Source organism: Cupriavidus sp. OTU4054 (assembly GCF_038440175.1).
GTDB classification, from domain to species: Bacteria; Pseudomonadota; Gammaproteobacteria; order Burkholderiales; family Burkholderiaceae; genus Cupriavidus; species Cupriavidus pauculus_D.
The window spans coordinates 448,407-469,378 of sequence record NZ_JASATF010000001.1 but is presented as its reverse complement, the minus strand read 5'-3'; the positions used below and the strand labels follow the sequence as shown (position 1 = coordinate 469,378).

Annotated in this window: 20 protein-coding genes; 14 read left to right on the top strand and 6 right to left on the bottom strand. The window is 68.0% G+C overall.

Going from position 1 to position 20,972, the window contains the following annotated elements; translation table 11 throughout:
- Window positions 1-7 precede the first annotated feature (7 nt).
- The 5 genes from AAHB16_RS02375 to AAHB16_RS02355 are packed head-to-tail and all read left to right on the top strand — an operon-like array spanning window position 8 to window position 4,578.
- Window positions 8-1,201, top strand: a complete 1,194-nt coding sequence (locus tag AAHB16_RS02375) for an acyl-CoA dehydrogenase family protein (RefSeq protein WP_342049966.1) — start codon at window positions 8-10, stop codon at window positions 1,199-1,201.
- A complete protein-coding gene (locus AAHB16_RS02370) occupies window positions 1,194-2,249 on the top strand; it encodes a phosphotransferase (protein WP_150372138.1) in 1,056 nt (351 codons plus the stop codon). The genes AAHB16_RS02375 and AAHB16_RS02370 overlap by 8 nt, the downstream gene beginning before the upstream one ends.
- 35 nt (window positions 2,250-2,284) lie before the next feature.
- Window positions 2,285-2,983 (top strand): CoA transferase subunit A, encoded by a 699-nt coding sequence (locus tag AAHB16_RS02365; RefSeq protein ID WP_150372137.1) that lies wholly within the window; start codon window positions 2,285-2,287, stop codon window positions 2,981-2,983.
- A gap of 15 nt (window positions 2,984-2,998) precedes the next feature.
- Complete coding sequence (locus tag AAHB16_RS02360) at window positions 2,999-3,643, top strand: 3-oxoacid CoA-transferase subunit B (RefSeq protein WP_342049965.1); 645 nt, start codon at window positions 2,999-3,001, stop codon at window positions 3,641-3,643.
- Between the two features lie 26 nt (window positions 3,644-3,669).
- Window positions 3,670-4,578, top strand: a complete 909-nt coding sequence (locus AAHB16_RS02355; protein ID WP_342049964.1) for an IclR family transcriptional regulator — start codon at window positions 3,670-3,672, stop codon at window positions 4,576-4,578.
- On the opposite strand, the gene AAHB16_RS02350 is transcribed toward AAHB16_RS02355, so the two are convergent.
- Genes AAHB16_RS02350 through AAHB16_RS02340 form a run of 3 tightly spaced genes read right to left on the bottom strand, consistent with a single transcriptional unit; the run spans window position 4,473 to window position 7,218 of the window.
- Window positions 4,473-4,838 carry an AtuA-related protein gene (locus tag AAHB16_RS02350; protein ID WP_150372134.1) on the bottom strand — a complete coding sequence of 122 codons (366 nt, stop codon included), beginning with the start codon at window positions 4,836-4,838 and terminating at the stop codon, window positions 4,473-4,475. The two genes, AAHB16_RS02355 and AAHB16_RS02350, sit on opposite strands and share 106 nt — an antisense overlap.
- A gap of 12 nt (window positions 4,839-4,850) precedes the next feature.
- On the bottom strand, window positions 4,851-6,206 hold the full coding sequence (locus AAHB16_RS02345; protein ID WP_342049963.1) for an acyclic terpene utilization AtuA family protein: 1,356 nt from the start codon (window positions 6,204-6,206) through the stop codon (window positions 4,851-4,853).
- 40 nt (window positions 6,207-6,246) lie between these two features.
- A complete protein-coding gene (locus AAHB16_RS02340) occupies window positions 6,247-7,218 on the bottom strand; it encodes a Bug family tripartite tricarboxylate transporter substrate binding protein (protein ID WP_342049962.1) in 972 nt (323 codons plus the stop codon).
- Window positions 7,219-7,423: 205 nt separating this feature from the next.
- Between AAHB16_RS02340 and AAHB16_RS02335 the strand changes: the two genes are divergently transcribed.
- The 8 genes from AAHB16_RS02335 (at window position 7,424) to AAHB16_RS02300 (ending at window position 17,107) form a co-directional block, all read left to right on the top strand.
- A complete protein-coding gene (locus tag AAHB16_RS02335) occupies window positions 7,424-9,025 on the top strand; it encodes a COG3904 family protein (RefSeq protein ID WP_342049961.1) in 1,602 nt (533 codons plus the stop codon).
- Between the two features lie 117 nt (window positions 9,026-9,142).
- Window positions 9,143-10,366, top strand: a complete 1,224-nt coding sequence (locus AAHB16_RS02330) for a cytochrome P450 (protein WP_342049960.1) — start codon at window positions 9,143-9,145, stop codon at window positions 10,364-10,366.
- 179 nt (window positions 10,367-10,545) lie between these two features.
- Complete coding sequence (locus AAHB16_RS02325; protein WP_342049959.1) at window positions 10,546-12,858, top strand: FdhF/YdeP family oxidoreductase; 2,313 nt, start codon at window positions 10,546-10,548, stop codon at window positions 12,856-12,858.
- A 133-nt stretch (window positions 12,859-12,991) separates the two neighbouring features.
- On the top strand, window positions 12,992-13,861 hold the full coding sequence (fdhD, locus tag AAHB16_RS02320; protein ID WP_150372129.1) for a formate dehydrogenase accessory sulfurtransferase FdhD: 870 nt from the start codon (window positions 12,992-12,994) through the stop codon (window positions 13,859-13,861).
- Window positions 13,862-13,876: 15 nt separating this feature from the next.
- Entirely contained in the window at window positions 13,877-14,380 is a 504-nt protein-coding gene (gene moaB, locus AAHB16_RS02315) for a molybdenum cofactor biosynthesis protein B (RefSeq protein WP_150372128.1), read from the top strand.
- A gap of 9 nt (window positions 14,381-14,389) precedes the next feature.
- Entirely contained in the window at window positions 14,390-15,271 is an 882-nt protein-coding gene (locus tag AAHB16_RS02310; protein WP_342049958.1) for a molybdopterin-binding protein, read from the top strand.
- Window positions 15,272-15,329: 58 nt separating this feature from the next.
- Window positions 15,330-16,775, top strand: coding sequence for an aminotransferase-like domain-containing protein (locus AAHB16_RS02305; RefSeq protein ID WP_150373810.1), 1,446 nt, complete (start codon window positions 15,330-15,332; stop codon window positions 16,773-16,775).
- A gap of 20 nt (window positions 16,776-16,795) precedes the next feature.
- Window positions 16,796-17,107, top strand: a complete 312-nt coding sequence (locus tag AAHB16_RS02300; protein ID WP_150372126.1) for an ArsR family transcriptional regulator — start codon at window positions 16,796-16,798, stop codon at window positions 17,105-17,107.
- A gap of 9 nt (window positions 17,108-17,116) precedes the next feature.
- On the opposite strand, the gene AAHB16_RS02295 is transcribed toward AAHB16_RS02300, so the two are convergent.
- Genes AAHB16_RS02295 through wrbA form a run of 3 tightly spaced genes read right to left on the bottom strand, consistent with a single transcriptional unit; the run spans window position 17,117 to window position 19,560 of the window.
- Window positions 17,117-18,550, bottom strand: coding sequence for an FAD-binding oxidoreductase (locus AAHB16_RS02295; RefSeq protein ID WP_150372125.1), 1,434 nt, complete (start codon window positions 18,548-18,550; stop codon window positions 17,117-17,119).
- An 18-nt stretch (window positions 18,551-18,568) separates the two neighbouring features.
- Window positions 18,569-18,961 carry a DUF2069 domain-containing protein gene (locus AAHB16_RS02290; RefSeq protein WP_150372124.1) on the bottom strand — a complete coding sequence of 131 codons (393 nt, stop codon included), beginning with the start codon at window positions 18,959-18,961 and terminating at the stop codon, window positions 18,569-18,571.
- A complete protein-coding gene (gene wrbA / locus AAHB16_RS02285; RefSeq protein WP_150372123.1) occupies window positions 18,958-19,560 on the bottom strand; it encodes an NAD(P)H:quinone oxidoreductase in 603 nt (200 codons plus the stop codon). The genes AAHB16_RS02290 and wrbA overlap by 4 nt, the downstream gene beginning before the upstream one ends.
- Window positions 19,561-19,650: 90 nt before the next feature.
- Between wrbA and AAHB16_RS02280 the strand changes: the two genes are divergently transcribed.
- The gene (locus tag AAHB16_RS02280) at window positions 19,651-20,961 is read left to right on the top strand and encodes a YihY family inner membrane protein (protein ID WP_150372122.1); all 1,311 of its coding nucleotides are present in this window, start codon (window positions 19,651-19,653) and stop codon (window positions 20,959-20,961) included.
- The last annotated feature ends 11 nt before the right edge of the window (window positions 20,962-20,972 follow it).

The following is a 20,972-nucleotide window of genomic DNA, read 5'->3' as shown; positions in this document are numbered from 1 at the left end:
GATTTCCATGTTTACGCCGTGTCCCACCGATAGAAGCCGCGAGATCGCGGACCGCGTCGAGCGCTTCGTGCGCGATGTGGTCGTGCCGTACGAGCAGGACCCGCGCGCCGCATCGCACGGCCCCTCGGCCGAGCTGGTCGAGGAGCTCCGCGCCAAGGCGCGCGCCGCGGGCGTGATGACGCCCCATATCCTGCCCAACGGTTCGCACCTGACGCAGCGCGAGACGGCCGCGGTGCTCAAGCGCTCGGGCCTGTCGCCGCTCGGCCCCGTGGCCGTCAACACGATGGCGCCCGACGAGGGCAACATGTTCCTGATCGGCAAGGTCGGCACCGCCGCGCAGAAAGCGCGCTTTCTCGCGCCGCTGGTCAGCGGCGAGGCCCGCTCGGCCTTCTTCATGACCGAGCCGGCCGAGGAGGGCGGCGCGGGCTCGGACCCGTCGATGCTCCAGACCCGCGCGGTGCAGGATGGCAACGAGTGGGTGATCCGCGGCCGCAAGAAGTTCATTACGGGCGCGGAAGGCGCGAAGGTCGGCATCGTGATGGCGCGCACCGGCGACGGCGAACGCGCGCAGGCCACGATGTTCCTCGTGGATCTGCCGCACCCGGCCATCCGCCTGGAACGCGTGCTCGATACGATCGACAGCTCGATGCCCGGCGGCCATGCGCAGCTGCTGATCGACGATCTGCGCGTGCCGGCGGACCAGGTGCTCGGCGAAGCCCACGAAGGCTTCCGCTACGCGCAGGTGCGGCTCTCGCCCGCGCGGCTCTCGCACTGCATGCGCTGGTTCGGCACGGTGGCGCGCGCGGACGAGATCGCCCGCGCCTATGCGACCACGCGCAAGGCCTTCGGCAAGCTGCTGATCGACCACGAGGGCGTGGGCTTCATGCTGGCGGAGAACCTCATCGACCTGCAGCAGGCCGCGCTGATGATCGACTGGTGCGCGGGCGTGCTCGACGACGGGTCTTCGGCGACCACCGAGAGCTCGATGGCGAAGGTGGCCGTATCGGAGGCGCTGTTCCGCGTGGCCGACCGCTGCGTGCAGATCCTCGGCGGCAACGGCGTGTCGCGCGACACGATCGTCGAGCAGGCCTTCCGCGAACTGCGCGCGTTCCGCATCTACGACGGTCCCACCGAGGTCCACAAATGGTCGCTGGCCAAGAAGATCAAGCGCGACACGCTGGAGGGCGCGCATCATGGCTGAGCGCGGCGGCGGCACCGTCGCCGTGCGCGCGCAGCATCGCATCGACGAAGCGGCGCTGCGGCGCTGGATGGAAGAGAACGTGGCCGGGTTTGCGGGCCCGATGCGGATCGACCAGTTCAGCGGCGGCCAGTCGAATCCCACGTACCGGCTGCGCACGCCGGAGGCACACTATGTATTGCGGCGCAAGCCGCCCGGCGAGCTCGTCAAGGGCGCGCATGCGGTGGAGCGCGAAGCGCGCGTGATGGCGGCACTGGGCCAGACGGGATTCCCGGTGCCGGCCGTGCATGGCCTGTGTACCGACGATACGGTCATCGGCAGCTGGTTCTTCGTGATGGACATGGTCGATGGCCGCATCTTCTGGGATGCGAGCTTCCCCGAGGTGCCCGTTGCCGAACGCGCCGCCTATCTGGACGCCATGAACGCGACGCTGGCCGCGCTCCACGGTATCGACTACGCGTCCATCGGACTCGGCGACTACGGCCGGCCCGGTGGCTATGTCGCGCGGCAGATCGAGCGCTGGTCGAAGCAGTACCTTGCCGATGAACTGGCCGGGCGGCACCCGGCGATGGACCGGCTGGTCGATTGGCTGCCCGCGCATCTGCCGGCGTCGGACGCGACGGCCATCACGCACGGCGACTTCCGCGTGGACAACATGATCTTTCACCCGACCGAGCCGCGCGTGATCGCGGTGCTCGACTGGGAACTGTCAACCCTGGGCGATCCGCTGGCCGACTTCGCCTACCACGCGATGATGTACCGCATGCCGCGCGACATTCTCGGCGGCATCGCCGGGCTCGATCTTGCCGCGACGGGCTTGCCCGACGAAGCCGACTATGTGGCCGCCTACTGCGCGCGTACCGGGCGCGACGGCATCGCCGACCTCGACTTCTACGTCGCCTTCAATATGTTCCGCTTCGCGGCGATCCTGCACGGCATCAGGGGCCGCGCCGCGCGGGGCACGGCGGCCAGCGCCGACGCGCAGGCGATGGGCGAGCGCTTTGCGCGCGTGGCCGAACTGGCATGGGAGCAGACCGCCAGCATGCGATAGCCAGAACAAGACAACGCATTTCAGGAGACAAGAACATGAACAAGATCTACGGCTCCGCATCGGCGGCGCTGGAAGGCGTCGTGCACGACGGACAGACGATCGCGGTCGGCGGCTTCGGGCTATGCGGGATTCCGGAAGCGCTGATCGACGCGCTGCGCGACAGCGGTGTGCAGAACCTGACCGCGATCTCGAACAACGCGGGCGTGGACGGCTTCGGGCTCGGCAAGCTGCTGGAGACGCGCCAGATCCGCAAGATGATCGCGAGCTACGTCGGCGAGAACAAGGAGTTCGAACGCCAGTACCTGGCCGGCGAACTCGAGCTCGAGTTCACGCCGCAGGGCACGCTGGCCGAGAAGCTGCGCGCGGGCGGGGCCGGCATTCCGGCCTTCTTCACGAAGACGGGCGTCGGCACGATGGTGGCCGAGGGCAAGGAGGTGCGGGAGTTCGACGGCAGCCAGTACGTGATGGAGCGTTCGCTGGTGCCCGACGTCGCGCTGATCAAGGCCGATGTGGCCGACCACGCCGGGAATCTGCGCTTCCGCTATACCGCGCGCAACTTCAATCCGGCCGCGGCCATGGCCGGCAAGCTTTGCATCGTCGAGGTGGAGCGGCTCGTGGAGACCGGCGCGATCGCGCCCGACGATATCCATCTGCCGGGCATCTACGTGCATCGCATCGTCGTCAACGCCCATCCCGAGAAACGCATCGAGAAGCGCACCACGCGCCCCGCCTGAGCAGGAGACACCGATATGCCATGGACGCATGAACAGATGGCCGCGCGCGCGGCCGCGGAACTGCAGGACGGCTTCTACGTGAACCTCGGCATCGGGCTGCCGACGCTCGTCGCCAACCATGTGCCGGCCGATATCGACGTCTGGCTGCAGGCGGAGAACGGCATGCTCGGCATCGGGCCGTATCCGACCGAGGACGAGGTCGATGCGGACCTGATCAACGCGGGCAAGCAGACCGTGACGACCGTGCGCGGCACGTCGATCGTCAGCAGCGACCAGGCGTTTGCCATGGTGCGCGGCGGCAAGATCAACCTGAGCATCCTGGGCGCGATGCAGGTCAGCGAACGCGGGGACCTGGCCAACTGGATGATCCCGGGCAAGATGGTCAAGGGCATGGGCGGCGCGATGGACCTCGTGGCCGGTGTCGCGCGCGTGGTCGTGCTCATGGAACACGTGGCGCGGCGCAAAGACGGCGGCTTCGACCTCAAGATCCTGCCGCAGTGCACGCTGCCGCTGACGGGCGTGAACGTGGTCAGCCGCATCATCACGGACCTTGCCGTCATCGACGTGACGCCGGATGGACTGCGCGTCATCGAACTCGCACCCGATGTCACGCCGGGTCGTTTGCAGGAACTGACGGGCGCGGCGCTGCAATTCGCCTAGCACCGGTTCCATCGACGGAGGCCACCATGGCATCGCGTCCTTCCCCGGTCCAGCGCGCGCTTTCGGTACTGCGCGCGCTGTCCGACCCCGAGGTCCGCCGCATGAGCGACGTGGCGCGCGCGACCGGTCTCGACCCGGCCACGGCGTCGCGGCTGCTCGACATGCTCGTGCAGGAAGGGTTTGCCACACGCGACGATCGGCGTCGCTACGGCATCGGCCCCGAGATCTTCCAGCTCGCCGATGTGGCCCAGCGGCGCGTCGATCTGCGGCAGCTCGCGCGGCCCGCGTTGCAACGCCTTGTCGAGGCATTCGAGGACACGGCCGTGCTCACGGAAGCGAGCCACGGAGAGGCCGTGTGCTCGGACCTCGAACCGGGGACGCATCCCGTGCATGCGCACTACGTCACGGTCGGCACGCGACGGCCCCTCGGCGTCGGGGCGGGCAGTCTGGCGGTGCTCGCGTGGCTGCCCGCCGTGGAACGCGCGCGGCGGCTGCAGCAGACCGCGCGCAAGCTCGTCAACTACCCGCGGCTCACGGTGGCGGCGATCGATGGCGAAATCGACGCCGCGCATGCGCGCGGGCACGTGATGTTCCTCGACTGGGTCATCGACGGCATGGGCGGCATCGCGGTGCCGATCCTCGACCACGAGGGGCACCCGATCGGCGCGCTGAGCGTGGCCGGGCTGAGCACGCGGCTACGCGCCCGCGAGGCCACGCTCGCGCGCCGCCTCCGACAGGAAGCGAGCCAGATCGCGACCGCATGGACCCGTGCATCGACGGGCCCGGGGGCCGGGTCCTCCGCACGGACGCTCGCGTCGGCCGGCGAGCCTCAGTGCGCATCCCCACGCGCGCCGGGCCCGCGCAGCAACGGCGCCAGCGCCTCGGGAATCTCCACCTCGAAGCGCAATACCGCGCTGGCCAGTGCCTTGCCATAGTTGTCGATGGCCAGGCTGCGCGATACGCCGCCGCCCAGCGCGCCCTCGGCCACGAAGTTGAGCACCTGCAGGCCATCGACATCGTGGCGCGTCACGTCGCCGGCGATCAGCGTGCCGTAGTGCGCCTTGAACGCGGCGGCCGTCAGCTGCGCCTTGAGGTGGGGGTAGAACTCGGGCGCGTAGGCGATGACGGCCGTGTTCGAGGTATTGCCCTTGTCGCCGGAGCGGGTATGCGCCACGCGGCGCAGCGGAACACGCATCGGAGTCTCCTTTCAGACGAACTGCACGTGGGAAGCGACAAGCGTGCGCGGCACCAGCGCCGACCATACGCCGATGATCTCGCGCGTGCGGTCCTGATGCGGCACGCGCTTGCCTGTGGACGCCAGCCCGCAAACGGCCATGCTGTCGATCTCGCGGCCCACCTTGGCGGCTTCTTCGCGTGTGCGCGTGCGCGCGGCCACGCGCACGGCAATCTCGTTGGGCTCGCACGCCGGCACCGGGGACGCCGCGCCATGCACGGCGTTGACGCCGAGAAAGTCGATGCGCAGTTCCTCCGCGTCGAGCTTCGCCAGCGCAAAACGTTCGGCGAGGATGGTCTTCGCCAGTTCGGCCTTGCCGAGGCAACCGGGCCCCGCATAGAAGAACATGTCCTCGCCGATATGGCCTTCCGTGCAGCCGAGCGAGACCTTGAGCGTATCGGTGCGCGGCTGGCCGCTCACGCCGCTCAGCCGCACGCGATCGGGCCCGGCCTGCTCGAGCCGCGCGGTGGAGAAATCGACGATGACATCGGGCGTGATATAGCGGCGCGGGTCGTGCACCTCGTAGAACATCTGCTCCTTGACGGTCTCGAGATCGATACGGCCGCCCGTGCCGTCCACCTTGCCGATGATGGCGGTGCCATCGGCCTCGACCTCGGCGATCGGGAACGCGAGGTTCCACGGCTCGGGCACATCCTTGTAGCCGGGGTCGCCGAAGTAGCCGCCCGTCACCTGCGCGCCGCACTCGAGCAGATGACCGATCGCGCTGCCGCTGGCCAGCCGCGCGACATCGTCGGCCGCCCATCCGAAATGGTGGATCATCGGCGCGAGAAACAGCGACGGGTCGGCCACGCGGCCCGTGATGACGATCTGCGCGCCGGCGCGCAATGCCTCGACGATCGGTGTCGCGCCTTCATAGGGCTCCGCGCTGATCAGCGTGTCCTTGAGCGTGGCGACGGGCTTGCTGCTCTCCAGCAGCGTCAGGTCGAGTTCGCAGATCGTCTTTGTCAGGTCGGTCGTCGTCACCGCGGCGATCTTCACGCCGGGCAGGCCGAGTTCCTCGCACAGCGCGGCCACGCGCCGGGCCGCGCCGAGCGGGTGGATCCATCCCTGGTTGCTGACGATGCGCGTGCCATGGGCGATGCAGTGCGGCAGCACCGCGCGCATGCGTTCGTCGAGGTAGGTGTCGTAGCCGGCGAACGTCGGGTCGCGGCGCTTGCGGACCTGCGCGGCGGAGACGGTCGCCTCGGCCATCGTCTCGAAGCACAGGTAGTCGAGCCGGCCGAGGCGCGCGGACAGCGCCGCGGGTTCGACGCGATCGCCCCACCAGCCGGAGCCGGAGCCGATGCGCAGCGTTCTGGGTTGGGTCATGATGGTCTGCCTGGTTGATATCGACGGACGACGGCGATGGCTATTGCGCCACGATGCCGGCGGTGCGGATCACGCGCGACCACTTCTCGGTATCGCCGCCGATCTGCTTCGCGAACGCGGCCGAGCCTTCGCCGCCGGGCTCCGCGCCGAGCTCCTCGATGCGCCGCTTGACCTCGGGCATCGCGAGCACCTTGTCCACCGCCTGCTGGAGCTGCCGCACGCGCTCGGGCGGCGTGCCCGCGGGCACGAGCAGGCCGAACCACGAGTTCACCTCGTAGCCGGGCAGGCCCGATTCGCGCACGGTGGGCACCGATGGCAGCACCGATGCGCGCTTCGTGCCCGTGACGGCCAGCGCCTTGACCTTTCCGGCCTGGATCTGCGCGAGCGCGGACGGCAGGTTGTCGAACATCAGGTTGACCTGCCCCGCGAGCAAGTCCGTCATTGCGGGCGCCGCGCCCTTGTACGGCACGTGCTGCATGCGCGTGCCCGCCATCATGTTCAGCAGTTCGCCGGAGAGGTGAGGCGAGCCGCCGGTGCTCGTCGAGGCATAGTTGATCTTGCCCGGTTCGCGCCTGGCCAGCGCGATCAGTTCGCCGATCGAATGCGCGTCGAGCGTGCTGTTGATCAGCAGCACGTTGGGCGAGTTCGCGACCAGCGTGACCGGCGCGAAATCCTTTGCGCTGTCGTACGGCATGCGCGCGTAGATGAACTGGTTGGTCACCTGCGTGCCGAGCGTGCCCATCAGCAGCGTGTAGCCGTCGGGCGCGCTGCGCGCCACCGCTTCCGCGCCGATATTGCCGCCCGCGCCGGGGCGGTTGTCGACGACGATCGACTGGCCCAGGACCTCGCCGGTCTTTTGCGCGACGAGCCGCGCGAGGATGTCGGTGGTGCCGCCGGGCGTGAATGGCACGACGAGGCGCAGCGGCTTCGAGGGGAACGTTTCGGCGGCGCCGGCGGGCAGGGCGCTCAGCGTGGCGGCGAACATGGCGCACGCGAAAGGCAGGAATTTCATCGGGCTGTCTCCGGAGTGGTTTCGTAGCGAAACTCTGTGCGGCACATGGTAGGAAGGGCCCGGAAACCCCGTCAAACAAAAGCCCGATATTTTCATTGGATGAAAATCCAACAGCGGGCTGGACGGGGCTTTGACGCTTGGCGGCGGCCGGCGCTATGCTGCTCGCGCGTTCAAAACACCAACAACAATTCAGGGGTCAAACAACATGACGGGCTATTTCCGCCGGCACTGGCGCGGCGAGTACTCGCTGCCGGTGTCTTACTGGCTCAACGGCAACCTCCCGGCGGTGCTGCTGATCGCGCTGGCGCCGCTGCAGGACTGGCTCGCCAACGGCAGCGTGCCGTTGCGCATCGGCGCCGCGATCTGCGTGGCGATGCTCGTGGCGACGGCGTTGCTGTGGGGCTGGGCGCTGACGGGCATCTGGCGGTCGGCGCGGGGCTATCGGGCGCGCGGCGGGTCGCGCGTGTGGACATGGCTGGCGCGTGGATCGGTGGCATTGAGCGCCGTGTCGCTCGGCTATCTGGCGGTGACGTCGATGGTGCCTGTCGGGCGCGAGTTCGCCTATATCGCGCTCGGCAACGACCCGCTGGGCGAGGTTCGGGTGGAGGCGTCGCCCGATGGGCGCGACATCCTGCTGACGGGCATGCTGCGCGAAGGCGTGACCGCGCGCGTGAGGGCGGTGCTGGCCGCGACGCCGAATGCGAGGATGCTGCGGCTCGATTCGCGCGGCGGCCGGCTCGTGGAGGGCGAGATGCTCGCGCGGCTCGTACGCGAACGCGGGCTCGATACGCATGTGGATGCGCGCTGCAGCAGCGCGTGCACGTTCGTCTTTCTCGCGGGGCAGGAGCGCACGGCTTCGCCGGAAGCGCGCATCGGCTTTCATCTGCCCGCGGTGCCGGGCACGTACGCACCCGCGCAGCATCTGGCCTCGGAGCGGATGATCGCCACCTATCGCGCGGCGGGGTTGCCCGAGGCGTTTATCGCGCGCGTGGCGGCGACGCCGAACCGGTCGGCGTGGTATCCGACGCGGGAGGAACTGATCGACGCGCATGTGATCACGCGTGCGGGATTGCTGGGGGCGTCGACGCCTGTGTCGCCGGGAGCGGCGTCGAGGGATCCAGCGACGGACCCAGCGGCGGTCCCAGCGGCGGTCCCAGCGGCGGACCCATCGACGGCAGCGCCAAAGACCGCGCTCGCCGACGCGCTCGCCGCCGACGCCCTCGTGCAAGCCTACGAATCCCGCTTCCCCGGCTCGCTGCCCGCGCTCACGGACAAAAGCTGGGCCACGATGGCGGGCGGTGGCACCGACGCCGACGTCATGGCCGCGGCGCGCGCCTTTATCCGCGTCTCCCTGCCGCCCCTGCTCGGTGCGGCCGACGGCGCGCTGCTCGACCGGTATATGGACATGCACCTCGCCCAGTTGTCCGCCGCGCGCGGCATGGGCGGCGCGGCGTGCGACGCGCTGATCGACGGCAGTATCCGCACCGCCGCCATGCTGCCCCCCGCGCTCGTGGAAGAGGAACGCGCGACGATGATCGCGCTGCTGACCCCGGCGCCCCCGCGCAACACCCAGGCACGCGCCAACCGTCACGAGGCCGACGCGATGATCGCCACCGCCGTGCGCCTGCTGCCCGTGGAACACGCGCGCATACTCCACAACCCCGAGCTCTACGCGAGGCAGCCGGGCAAGGTCTGCGAGGCCACGCTGTCCTTCTACCGGCTCGTCCGCTCGCTGCCCGACGCGCAGCGCCAGAGGACCGAACGCGCGCTGTTCGCGCGTTCCGCCTCCGGCATGGCCTTCGAATGAAGGCCTTTGACCCGCAAACGCGTCGTATTTGAAAACACGGGCCCCCATCGCTCCCTAGAATTCCCCCCCAAAGGAGGATAGCCCCGCGACGTACTGGCGCGCGGGGCGGCCCGTGAGATGAAACTGAGCGATCTGTCGACCCCCGAGTTCTTCGAGAATCCGTACCCGCTGTACGCGCAGCTGCACAACGGCGATGCGCTGCACTATCTGGCACCCAATCTGGCCATGACCGCGAACTTCTCGCTGATCGAAGCGATGTTCGCGGACCGGCGGCTCGGCAAGGCCCTGCTCGCCGGCGTGCGCGCGCGCTATGGCGAGACAGGCCCCGAACAGCCCGTGTTCCAGGCATTGAGCCGCATGTTCCTGTTCATGAATCCGCCCGTGCACACGCGGCTGCGCGCGCTCGCCACCAAGGCCTTCAGCGGCCGCAATATCGATTCCCTTCGCAACGTCTCGCAGGCCGCGTCCGATCAACTGATCGATGCGCTCCCCGCGGAAGGCGAGTTCGACCTCATGCGGGATCTCGCCACCCCGTTGCCCGTGGCCATCATCTGCCGCCTGCTCGACCTGCCCGTGGAAGACGGCCTGCGTCTCGGCGCGGCCACGGCCGCCGTCAGCATGGCGCTCGACGTGGCGCCGCTGGGACCGGACACGCTCGCCCGCGCCAATGCCGCCGCCGAGGAGCTGGAGGCGTACTTCCGCACCGTGGTCGAGGCGCGCCGCAAGGCCCCGGGCACGGACCTCGTTTCGGCATTCGTCACGGCCGAGGTCGATGGCGACCGGCTCAGCGACGACGAGGTGATCTCGCAGATCCTGCTGCTGTTCGCGGCGGGGCACGAGACCACATCGAACATGATCGGCAATGCGCTGCTCGCGCTGTTCCGGCATCCCGACCAGCTCGCGAAGCTCAAGGCGGACCTGTCGCTGATGCCGCAGGCCATCGCCGAATGCCTGCGCTACGACGCATCGGTGCAGGCGATGACGCGCGCCGCGCTGGAGGACGCGACCATCGAGGGCGTGACGATTCCGCGCGGGACGGTGGTGTTCATGATGATCGGCGCCGCCAACCGCGATCCCGCGCGTTTCGCCCATCCGGACCGGCTCGATATCACGCGTACCGATGCCGGCAAGCAGATCGCGTTCGGCGGCGGTATCCACTATTGCCTGGGCGCGCGGCTGGCCCAGCTGGAAATGGAAGTGGCGCTGACCACGCTTTTGCGCCGCGTGCCCCATCTGACGCTGACCGACACCGTGCATCCCCAATGGCGCCGTCAGGGCAATATCCGCGGGCTCCAGGTGCTGCCGGCAACGCGCGAGCCGGTGGTCCAACTCGGTGCATGAGTACAGTTAGGCTAAATATGTGTACTTTTGCGCATATATGAGCGTGCATTGCACAACTGTACTCCTTCCATCCGGTACAGTCTGTGTGCTCCCCGCACCCCTCCAGTCCCATAGGCTACCCCTCATGTCGCGGGGCCGAATCGAGTTCCGCGCGGAGTCCGAGGAAGTCGCCCCCCGTTATGAGCAACACCCCAGAAAAGGGCCATGTGGCCCCCTACACGCACCCGGCCGGCGGCTGGGGTGCCCTCAAGTACGTCGCCATCAATCTGGTCAAGGAAAAGGTGGCCGGCGGCAAATACAAGCTGCTGTTCAAGCAAAACCAGCCCGACGGTTTCGACTGCCCCGGCTGTGCCTGGCCCGATCGCCAGCACGCCTCGACGTTCGAATTCTGCGAAAACGGCGTCAAGGCCGTGGCCGCGGAGGCGACCAGCAAGCGCGTCACGCCAGCCTTCTTCGCCCAGCACAAGGTCACCGATCTGCTGAAGCAATCGGACTACGAGCTCGAGCAGCATGGCCGGCTCACGCATCCGATGGTCTACGACAAGCAGACCGACAAGTACGTGCCGATAGCATGGAACGACGCGTTCCAACTGATCGCGCGTCATCTGCGCAAGCTGCCGAACCCCGACGCCGCCACGTTCTACACGTCGGGCCGCGCGAGCAACGAGGCCGCCTTCCTGTTCCAGCTGTTCGTGCGCATGTACGGGACGAACAATTTCCCCGACTGCTCGAACATGTGCCACGAGGCCACGAGCCGTGGCCTACCGGTGACGGTGGGCGTGGGCAAGGCCACGGTGCTGCTGGACGACTTCGAGCACGCCGACACGATCATGATCTTCGGCCAGAACCCGGCGACCAACCACCCGCGCATGCTCGGCGAGCTGCGCGAGGCGGCGCGCCGCGGCACGACCATCGTGTCGATCAATCCGCTGAAGGAACGTGGCCTGCAACGCTTTGCAAGCCCGCAGCACCCGAGCGAAATGCTCACGGGTTCCAGCACGCAGATCGCATCGATGTTCGTCACGCCGAAGCTGGCCGGTGACTTCGCGCTGATCAAGGGCCTGGGCAAGCGCGTCGTGGAACTCGACGACGCGGCCATCGCGGCCGGCGCCCCGCGTGTCATCGACGTCGATTTCATCGAGACCCATACGTCCGGCTTCGACGCGTTCATCGAAGACCTGCGCGCCGAGAGCTGGGCCGATATCGTGGCCGAGTCGGGCGTGCCCCGCGAGGACATCGACGCGCTGGCGGACGTGTACGTCAAGAGCCCGCGCGTCATCTCGTGCTGGGGCATGGGCATCACCCAACACAAGAACTCGGTCCGCACGATCCAGATGCTGTCCAACGTGATGATGCTGCGCGGCAATATCGGCCGCCCCGGCGCGGGCCTGATGCCCGTGCGCGGCCACTCGAACGTGCAGGGCGATCGCACCGTCGGCATCGAGGAACAGCCGAGCGAGGAGTTCCTCGACCGTCTGGGCGAGGTGTTCCAGTTCGAGCCGCCGCGCCACCATGGCCAGGACGTCGTGGGCGCCATCCAGGCGATGCTCGACGGCCGCACGAAGGTCTTTATCGGCCTGGGCGGCAACTTCGCGATGGCCACGCCGGACACGCCGCGCACGTGGCAAGCGCTGCGCAACTGCGACCTCGTGGTCAATATCGCAACCAAGCTGAACCGCAGCCATCTGATCATGGATGGGGACGCGCTGATCCTGCCGACGATGGGCCGGACCGAGATCGACCTGCAGGACGGCGTGCCGCAGGGCGTGACCGTCGAGGACTCGGTCTGCATGGTCCATATGTCGTACGGCATGAACAAGCCCGCGTCGCCGGACCTGATGTCCGAGACCGCGATCGTCGCGGGCATGGCCGCGGCCACGCTCGGCTCGGACAAGGTCGACTGGAAGTGGTATGCGAGCGATTACAGCCGCATCCGCGATGCCATCGAGAAGGTGATTCCGGGCTTCGAGGATTACAACGAGCGTGTGGCGAAGCCGGGCGGCTTCCACCTGACGCCCGCCTCGCGCAACCGCATCTGGCGCACCGAGTCGGGCAAGGCCACGTTCCTCGTGCATGCGATCGACAAGGACACGCCGATCAAGCGCGCGCGCGAGAAGTACGGCGAGGACCTGATGGTCATGATGACCACGCGTTCGCACGACCAGTACAACACGACGATCTACGGCCTCGACGACCGCTATCGCGGCGTGTTCGGGCTGCGCCGCGTGGTGTTCATCAATGCGGCCGACCGCGAGCGCCTGGGCTTTGCCGCGGGCGAGCGCGTCGATATCACGTCCGTGTGGGACGACGGCATCGAACGCCATGCGCAGGACTTCCTGCTCGTGGATTACGACATTCCCGCCGGTTGCCTGGGCGCGTACTACCCGGAAACCAACCCGCTGGTGCCGCTGGAAAGCATCGGCGACCGTTCCGGCACCCCGACCTCCAAGTCGATTCCCGTGCTGCTGCGCCGGGCCGCGCTGCAGGCCTGACGCGCTCGGGTCCGCCCGATGTCAGGCCGATGTCCGCCCGATGCTGTCATCGGGCGGCGGCCGCGCAACTGTACGCCTCTCCCCGGTCAAGGTCGGATACCATGGATCCATGCCTTCAGCATGCGAGAACCCGATGACGTCCACCGAACCGTCCCCTCCAGTCTCCGTTTCCCCGCCAGATTTCGACGCCTCGTCGGGTGAGCGGCCCGGCTTCGTCGAGCGCGGCATCGTCCGCCACAAGGCCGGCGTGGCCACCGAGGGCGAGGACAACGTGGCCGAAGAAGTCCCGGTCGCGCTGGTCTACAACGATATTTCCCATGCCGTCATGATGGCGACGCCGCGCGACCTCGAGGCGTTCGCGATCGGCTTCTCGCTGACCGAAGGCATCGTCGATAGCGCGTCCGAGATCTACGAGGTCGAAGTCGTCGAAGGCTGCGACAGCTTCGAAGTCCAGATGCGGATCAGCCAGCGCGCGTTCATGGCCATGAAGGAGCACCGCCGCGCCATGGCCGGCCGCACGGGCTGCGGTGTCTGCGGCATCGAGAGCATCGAGCTGCTGGACCTGCAGCCGGTGCCGATTGCCGCGCCGCGCGCGGTGCTGGAACCCACGCGCGACATGATCGAACGCGCCGCGGCGGAACTGCCCGCCTGGCAGACGCTGATGCGCGCCACGGGCGGCGTGCACGCGGCCGCGTGGTGCGGTGCCGATGGCTCGGTGCGCTACGTCTTCGAGGACGTGGGCCGCCATAACGGGCTGGACAAGCTGATCGGCCATCTGGCCAGCGCGCGGGTGCCGCTCGACGACGGCTTCGTGTTCCTGTCCAGCCGCGCGAGCTACGAGCTCGTGCGCAAGGCCGCGCGCATGAACATCCAGCTGGTGGCCACGATCTCGGCGCCGACGTCGCTGGCCATCCGCATCGCCGAGATGGCGGGCGTGCGCCTGCTCAGTTTCTGCCGCAAGGACGGCTACGTCGAATACACGCGCGCGCCAGGCGGGCGCTGACACAGGAGTTCCATCATGGCCCTCGATCATCGCCTTTCGCTGGCCTGCGCGGTCCTCACCGTCAGCGACAAGCGCACAGCCGATAACGACACGTCGGGCGACCTGCTCGCGCGGCTGCTGGCCGAGGACGGCCACCGCTGCGTGCGGCGCGCGATCGTGCCGGACAACCGCTATCAGATCCGCCGCGTGCTCAGCGACTGGATCGTCGCGGACGATATCCAGATCATCCTCACCAACGGCGGCACGGGCTTCCACGAGAGGAACGCGCTGCCGGAAGCCGTGCGGCCGCTGTTCGATCGCGAGATCGACGGCTTTGGCGAACTGTTCCGCTCGCTGTCGTACCAGACCGTCGGCGGCTCCGCGATGCAGTCGCGCGCGCTGGCGGGCACGGCCAACGGCCGCATCGTCTTCTGCGTGCCGGGCTCGGAGGATTCGTGCCTGACCGCGTGGAACGGCCTGCTGCGCGCGCAGCTGGACAGCCGCACGCGGCCCTGCAATTTCGCCTCCGGTTTCCGCTAGGAGCGTGCGATGCTGAAGTTCGATGAAGCCCAGGCCCGCTTTGCCGCGAGCGTGGCGCCTGTGCGTGAGTCGGAACAAGTCTGGCTCGAACTCGCGGCCGGCCGCGTGCTCGCGGACGACCTCGTTTCCCGGACCGGCGAACCGCTGCCCGGTGCGGGCACGCTGCTGCAGCCCGGCCATATCGCCGCGCTGGCCGCGCAGGGGTATGTCGAGGTGCCCGTGTACCGGCTGGTCGAGGTTGCGTTGCTGCGCGTGGGCGAGGCGCCCACCGAGCACGCGCCCGACGCCAACGGGCCGATGCTCGAGGCGCTGGTCCACTCGCTCGGCGCCGTGGTGCGCCGGCGCGGCCATGTCGCCGAGGATGGGGCCCGCCTGCACGACGCGCTGGTCGATCTGGTCGAAGAAGGCGAGTGCGACGTGGTGTTCGTCAGCGGCGCCCCGCAGCGGTTTGCCGCGGCGCTGGTCGCCGCCGGTGGCGAGCTGCTGTGCCGGCAGGTCGATATGAACCCCGGCCGCGCGGTCCTGCTGGGACGGCTGCGCGACCGTCCGCTGGTCTGCCTGCCCGCCGACGCGGCCGCCGCCTATGTGACGTTCGTCCTGCTGGTCACGCCGATGCTGCGCCGCATGCAGGGCCGCGCGTCGATCTATCCGCCCGTCAGCCGGGTGGCGCCCGGTTTTGCCGTGCCGCAGCATGGCGAGGGCGATGCGTTCTGGCGCGTCGAGCGCGCCACGGCCGCCGATGGCACCGATTGGGTGCGCGCCGATACCCGGCCGGATGGCTCCGTCGCGACGCTCGGCGATGCGTCGGGCCTGGTCCGCATCGCTCCGCATATGTCCGAGAGGACACAAGTCCGCGTTCCGTATTACGATCTCAGCCGTTGGCTGTGCTGAGGCACCTCATGGGGGTGACGGCTGGCCGTCATTGACTCAGTGGAAAGGCTGGCAGGCGGTGAACCTATACGAGAAGCTTGCGACGGACATCGAGGCGCTGGTGCAGCAGGGCGTGCTGTTGCCGGGGGAGCGGATTCCGTCGGTACGGCAGGCCAGCCAGCATCATCGGCTCAGCATCACGACCGTCATCCGCGCCTATGTGCTGCTGGAGAGCCGGGGGATCATCGAGAGCCGTCCGCAATCGGGCTATTTCGTGCGCGCGCGTCGCGAGGAGCCGCCCGTCGAGCTGCGGCCGTCGCGGCCCGATCCGCGGCCGTCGGCCGTGGACGTGAGCGGCATGGTGCTGTCCACGCTGCGTTCGATCCGGTCGGACGAGGCCATCGCGCTCGGGTCGCCGTATCCCGATCCCACGCTGTTTCCATGGCAGCGCATCAACCAGTACGCCAACAATATCGGGCGCCGCTACGCGACGTGGAGCGTGCTCGACGATCTGCCGCCGGGCCAGCCGCAGCTGATTCGCCAGATCACGCGGCGGTATCTGGAGAACGGCTATACGGTCGATCCCAACGAGATCATCATCACCATCGGCGCGACCGAGGCGATCAACCTGTGCCTGCAGGCGGTGGCCAAGCCCGGCGATGCCATCGCCGTGGAGTCGCCGACCTACTACGCGATGCTGCACGCGATCGAGCGGCTGGGCATGCGCGCGGTCGAGGTGCCGACCGATCCCGTGGAGGGCATGGACCTGCCGTCGCTGATGCGGCTCATCGACGAGCGGAACATCAAGGCATGCATGGTCATGCCGAATTTCCAGAATCCGCTCGGTTTCCAGATGCCCGACGAGCGCAAGCGGCAGCTCGTGGCGCTGCTCACCGAGCGCGATATTCCGGTCATCGAGAACGACGTCTATGGCGAGCTCTATTACGGCGATGCGCATCCGACTTCGCTGAAGGCCTACGATACGAAGGGCATCGTGCTGCATTGCGCGTCGTTCTCGAAGACGCTGACCAATGCGTGGCGCATCGGCTGGGCGCTGCCGGGGCGGTACCGCGAGACCGTGGAGCGCCTCAAGTTCCTGAACACGCTGACCACGCCCGCCATTCCGCAACTGGCCATTGCCGAGTTCCTCAAGAACGACGGCTACGACTTCCACCTGCGACGCGTGCGCAAGGCCTATGCGCAGCAGGCCGACATCATGGCCGCCGCGGTGCGGCGCTTCTTCCCGCCCGGCACCAGCACGTCGCGGCCCACGGGGGGCTATGTGATGTGGGTGCAGCTACCCGAGGGCGTGGATGCGATGGTGTTGTATCACGCGGCATTGGAGCGCAAGATCACGGTGGCGCCGGGGCATATGTTCTCGGCGGTACCGACCTATACGAACTGCATCCGGCTCAATTACAGCGCGGCCTGGACGCCCGAGATCGAGGCGGCCGTGGTGACGCTGGGCAAGCTTGTGGCATCGCAGCAGGCGCGCACGGGGCCGGTGCAGGAGATGTCCGGATAACCCAGAGCGGAGACAACAACATGGAAGACCAGACCCCGGCAGAAGAGACTGGCGCGGAGGACATGGACCCGGCGGTCGCCGGTATCCTCCAGGTGCTATGGACGGCCAGCCAGGAGACGGACGGCAAACGCTGGTCGCTGGCGCGCATCAGCAAGCGCGCGGGCGTACAGATGAGCGTCCTGCGCCGCGTGCTGACCCAGCTCGAGCAACTCGAGCTGGCGGAGACGACGATGGACGAGGAAGGGCGCGGCACCGCGCACCTGACGGAGGAGGGGGAGGCGTTATGCGCCGAACTATTCGACGGACAGGCCTCGCAGCTGACGCGGCATTGAGCGCCGCGCTCAGACCACCTTCCCCGGATTCATCAATCCCCGCGGATCGAACGTCTGCTTGATCGCGCGCATGAGGGCAAGCTCCACCCCGCTCTTGTAGCGCGCATTCTCCCCAAGCTTGAGCTGCCCGAGCCCGTGCTCGGCCGAGATCGAGCCGTTGAAGCGGTGCACGCTGTCGTGCACGATCCGGTTCACCGTGTCCTGGTTCGCCAGGAACGCATCGTGGTCCCCGCCCTCGGGCGGCGACACGTTGTAGTGCAGGTTGCCATCGCCGAGATGCCCGAACGTGACCATGCGCGCGCCCGGAAACACGGTCTGCAGCAAGTCGTCCGTGGTCTCGATGAACTCCGCCACCCGCGAGATCGGCACCGCGATATCGTGCTTGATGTTCTTGCCTTCCTCGACCTGCGCCAGCGGAATATGCTCGCGCAGGTTCCAGAAATCGCGTGACTGCTGCACGGACTCCGCCACCACCGCATCGATCACCACACCCGCGTCGAACGCGGCAGTCATCATCGTCTCGAAGATGGCGCGCGCATGTTCCTCGCTCTCGCTATCGGAGAGCTCCAGCAGCACGAGCTGCGGATACGCCTGCGCGAACGGATAGCGCAGCTGCGGATAATGCCGCGTGACCAGCGTCATGCAGAGCTCGGACATCAGTTCGAAGCCCGTCAGCATGGAACCCGCATGCGATTGCGCGATGGAGAGCAGCGCGAGCGCGTCGCGCGGACTCTGGAGCGCGGCCAGCGCCGTCACGCGCGCGCGCGGCGCCGGATAGAGCTTCATGACCGCGGCGGTAATGATCCCGAGCGTGCCCTCGGCCCCGATGAACAGATCGCGCAGGTCGTACCCCGTATTGTCCTTGCGCAATCCCCGCAGCCCATCCCAGATCTCGCCCGTGGCCGTGACCACCTCGAGCCCGAGGCACAGGTCGCGCGTATTGCCATAGCGGAGCACGCCCGTGCCGCCGGCATTCGTCGACAGATTCCCGCCGATCGTGCAGCTGCCTTCGGCCGCCAGACTCAGCGGAAACAGCCGGTCGTGCTCGCGCGCGGCGTCCTGCAACTGCTGCAGGATCACGCCCGCTTCCACGGTCACCGTGTTGTTGAGCGGATCTACCTGCCGCACGCGGTTGAGCCGCTGCAGCGACAGCACGACCACGCCGTTCGCGGCCGCTTCGCCAGCCGCCGGCGTGGCGCCGCCACAAAGGCCGGTATTGCCGCCCTGCGGCACGATCGCCATGCCATGCGCATGACAGGCATGCACGACCGCGGCCACCTCCTGCGTGCTGCCGGGCCGCAGGACGGCCAGCGCATCGCCGGTGTAGCGGCGGCGCCAGTCGGTGAGGAAGGGGGCCTTGTCCTCGGTCTCGGTCAATACATGCTGCGGACCGATGGCGGCGCGGCAGAGGTCGAGGAACGAATCGGGTTTGGCGGCGGGCATCGGGCGGTTGTCTCCGGCTTATCGTTTGTCGGGTCGCGCTGCGCGGGCGCGTTTCTTGTACGGGCGCAGATAAAAGATCGTGCTGAAGAAGAACACCAGGGTCAGCGCCACCTCGACGATCGCCAGCGTCGCCGACGGTCCGCGATCGCTGGTCGCGCGCACCACGCCTTCGGTGAAGTACAGCAGGATCAGCATCGACGACCACTGCAGCGTATACCGGTTGCGCGCGATCACGCCGCGCAGCACGGGCAACAGGAACACGACCTTGAGGATCAGCCACGAGCCGCCTGGCCGCAGCGGCGCGAGAAACCACTCCCACGCGATGCAGAGCACCATCAGCGCGATCAGGCTCCACAGGCTCGCGCGATGCAGCGCGGCGTTGTGGAGCGCGCCATCGGTCGCGGCGGTCATGCCGAGGCTCCCGCGAGCCGCAACGCGGTCTGCGCCAGCCGCTTGCCCATCGCGCGGGCGAGCGCGGCCTCCTGTTCGGTCACCGGCCCCCGGTTATCGACATGCGCATGATGGCTGGGCCCATACGGCGTGCCGCCGGCCGTCGTCGTCATGAGCCCGGGCTCGGCGTAGGGCAGGCCCATCACGAGCATGCCGTGGTGGAACAGCGGCAGCATCATCGAGAGCAGGGTCGTTTCCTGTCCGCCGTGCAGGCTTCCCGTGGACGTGAATACGCAGGCGGGCTTGCCGGACAGCGCGCCCGACAGCCATTGCGAGACCGTGCCGTCGAGGAAATATTTCATCGGCGCGGCCATATTGCCGAAGCGCGTCGGGCTGCCGAGCGCCAGTCCCGCGCATTCCTCGAGGTCGCGCAGTTCGACATAGGGCGCGCCTTCGTCGGGGATATCGGACGCGGTGGCCTCGCAGACCGTGGAGACCGGGGGCACCGTGCGCAGGCGCGCCTGGGCGCCCGGTACGCTGTCGATGCCGTTGGCGATCAGTTCGGCGAGCTTGCGGGTGCTGCCATGACGGCTATAGAACAGGACCAGAATGTCGGACATGGAGGCTCGGGCGGCGATAGGGGCTTTCAACAATGCGCGTATTATAGTTGCGTGCTTCTTTCCACCCATTTCAAGGAATATCGGACTCGCATGGCCGCTGCACGCATCGCCCGCCTGCGCAGGGAATGGAACCTGCAGAAGGTGCGCGCGCTTTCCCGTTACGCATTGCGCCGCGCCGCCGAAGACCGCCTGCCGCAGGTCTCGGCAAGCCTGACGTTTACCACCGTGCTGGCCGTGGTGCCCGTGCTGACCGTCGCGTTCGCGCTGTTGGCCGCGTTCCCGGTCTTCCGCGAATTTCGTGGCGAAATCGAGGGCTTCCTGTACCAGAATCTGATTCCGGGCGGCAATATCAGCGACTCGGTCTCGCGTTATATCGGCCAGTTCGCCAAGAGCGCGCGGGGGTTGACCGCGCTGGGCCTGGTCGGCCTGATGCTGACCTCGGTGCTGACGATGCTGACCGTCGAGGATGCGCTCAATGCGATCTGGCGCGTCAAGCGCCGGCGGCCGTTCGCGCAGCGCGTGCTCGTGTTCTGGGCCGTGCTCACGCTCGGCCCCGTGCTGATCGGCGCAAGCCTCTCGATCAGCTCGTACCTGATCTCGATCTCGGCCGGCTACGTGTCCACGATTCCGTTCGGCGTGGGGCTATTGGTCGGCGTCACCCCGGTGGCCCTGTCGGCCATCGCGTTCGCGTTCCTCTATATGGCGGTGCCGTATGCGTACGTGGAATGGCGCGATGCGATCGCCGCGGGGCTGGTGGCGGCCATTGCATTCGAAATCGCCAAGCGCGGCTTCGGGTACTTCATCACGCATATCCCGACTTACACCGCGGTCTACGGCACGTTCGCGGTGCTGCCGCTGTTCCTGCTCTGGATGTACGTCAGCTGGCTCGTCACGCTGCTCGGCGCGACCATCGCGGCGAACCTGCCGGTGATCCGGCAGGGCTACTGGCGCCGCCGCACGTTCGCGGGCAGCGAGTTCTTCGACGCGCTGGGCGTGCTGTACCTGCTGTACCGCGCGCGCGACGAGATGCCGCGCAGCGTGGGGGAGCTCGATATGGGCCGCAAGCTGCGGGTGGAGGCCGATTATCTGGCGAGCCTGCTGGGCAAGCTCAAGGGCCTGCATCTGATCGGCAAGCTCCAGCAGGAGCGCGGGCAGGCGCACTGGGCACTGCTGTGCGATCCGTCGCAGGTCACGCTGCGGGTCCTGCATGACCGGCTGGTGCTGAACCTCGCGCGCCTGCCGCGCACCGCGCTCGCGCACCAGATGCAGGGCGTGGAACGCCTGCGCGGCATCCTCGACAATCCGCAGTTGGACCAGCCGCTGGAGGTGGTGTTCCGGCAGCAGGAAGAGGGCAAGCCGGTACTCGAGGTGGTGCCACCCGGGTGGCACGGACAGGTTTAGGCGCATCGAAC

What these genes read in the sequence shown, in the direction of transcription:
- AAHB16_RS02300 (WP_150372126.1), top strand. Translation starts at nt 16,796, where the DNA reads ATGGAAGACCAGACCCCGGCAGAAGAGACTGGCGCGGAGGACATGGAC.
- AAHB16_RS02345 (WP_342049963.1), bottom strand. Translation starts at nt 6,206, where the DNA reads ATGACCCAACCCAGAACGCTGCGCATCGGCTCCGGCTCCGGCTGGTGG.
- AAHB16_RS02295 (WP_150372125.1), bottom strand. Translation starts at nt 18,550, where the DNA reads ATGCCCGCCGCCAAACCCGATTCGTTCCTCGACCTCTGCCGCGCCGCC.
- AAHB16_RS02360 (WP_342049965.1), top strand. Translation starts at nt 2,999, where the DNA reads ATGCCATGGACGCATGAACAGATGGCCGCGCGCGCGGCCGCGGAACTG.
- AAHB16_RS02340 (WP_342049962.1), bottom strand. Translation starts at nt 7,218, where the DNA reads ATGAAATTCCTGCCTTTCGCGTGCGCCATGTTCGCCGCCACGCTGAGC.
- AAHB16_RS02365 (WP_150372137.1), top strand. Translation starts at nt 2,285, where the DNA reads ATGAACAAGATCTACGGCTCCGCATCGGCGGCGCTGGAAGGCGTCGTG.
- AAHB16_RS02370 (WP_150372138.1), top strand. Translation starts at nt 1,194, where the DNA reads ATGGCTGAGCGCGGCGGCGGCACCGTCGCCGTGCGCGCGCAGCATCGC.
- AAHB16_RS02330 (WP_342049960.1), top strand. Translation starts at nt 9,143, where the DNA reads ATGAAACTGAGCGATCTGTCGACCCCCGAGTTCTTCGAGAATCCGTAC.
- AAHB16_RS02350 (WP_150372134.1), bottom strand. Translation starts at nt 4,838, where the DNA reads ATGCGTGTTCCGCTGCGCCGCGTGGCGCATACCCGCTCCGGCGACAAG.
- AAHB16_RS02375 (WP_342049966.1), top strand. Translation starts at nt 8, where the DNA reads ATGTTTACGCCGTGTCCCACCGATAGAAGCCGCGAGATCGCGGACCGC.
- AAHB16_RS02290 (WP_150372124.1), bottom strand. Translation starts at nt 18,961, where the DNA reads ATGACCGCCGCGACCGATGGCGCGCTCCACAACGCCGCGCTGCATCGC.
- fdhD (WP_150372129.1), top strand. Translation starts at nt 12,992, where the DNA reads ATGACGTCCACCGAACCGTCCCCTCCAGTCTCCGTTTCCCCGCCAGAT.
- AAHB16_RS02335 (WP_342049961.1), top strand. Translation starts at nt 7,424, where the DNA reads ATGACGGGCTATTTCCGCCGGCACTGGCGCGGCGAGTACTCGCTGCCG.
- AAHB16_RS02310 (WP_342049958.1), top strand. Translation starts at nt 14,390, where the DNA reads ATGCTGAAGTTCGATGAAGCCCAGGCCCGCTTTGCCGCGAGCGTGGCG.
- moaB (WP_150372128.1), top strand. Translation starts at nt 13,877, where the DNA reads ATGGCCCTCGATCATCGCCTTTCGCTGGCCTGCGCGGTCCTCACCGTC.
- AAHB16_RS02355 (WP_342049964.1), top strand. Translation starts at nt 3,670, where the DNA reads ATGGCATCGCGTCCTTCCCCGGTCCAGCGCGCGCTTTCGGTACTGCGC.
- wrbA (WP_150372123.1), bottom strand. Translation starts at nt 19,560, where the DNA reads ATGTCCGACATTCTGGTCCTGTTCTATAGCCGTCATGGCAGCACCCGC.
- AAHB16_RS02280 (WP_150372122.1), top strand. Translation starts at nt 19,651, where the DNA reads ATGGCCGCTGCACGCATCGCCCGCCTGCGCAGGGAATGGAACCTGCAG.
- AAHB16_RS02325 (WP_342049959.1), top strand. Translation starts at nt 10,546, where the DNA reads ATGAGCAACACCCCAGAAAAGGGCCATGTGGCCCCCTACACGCACCCG.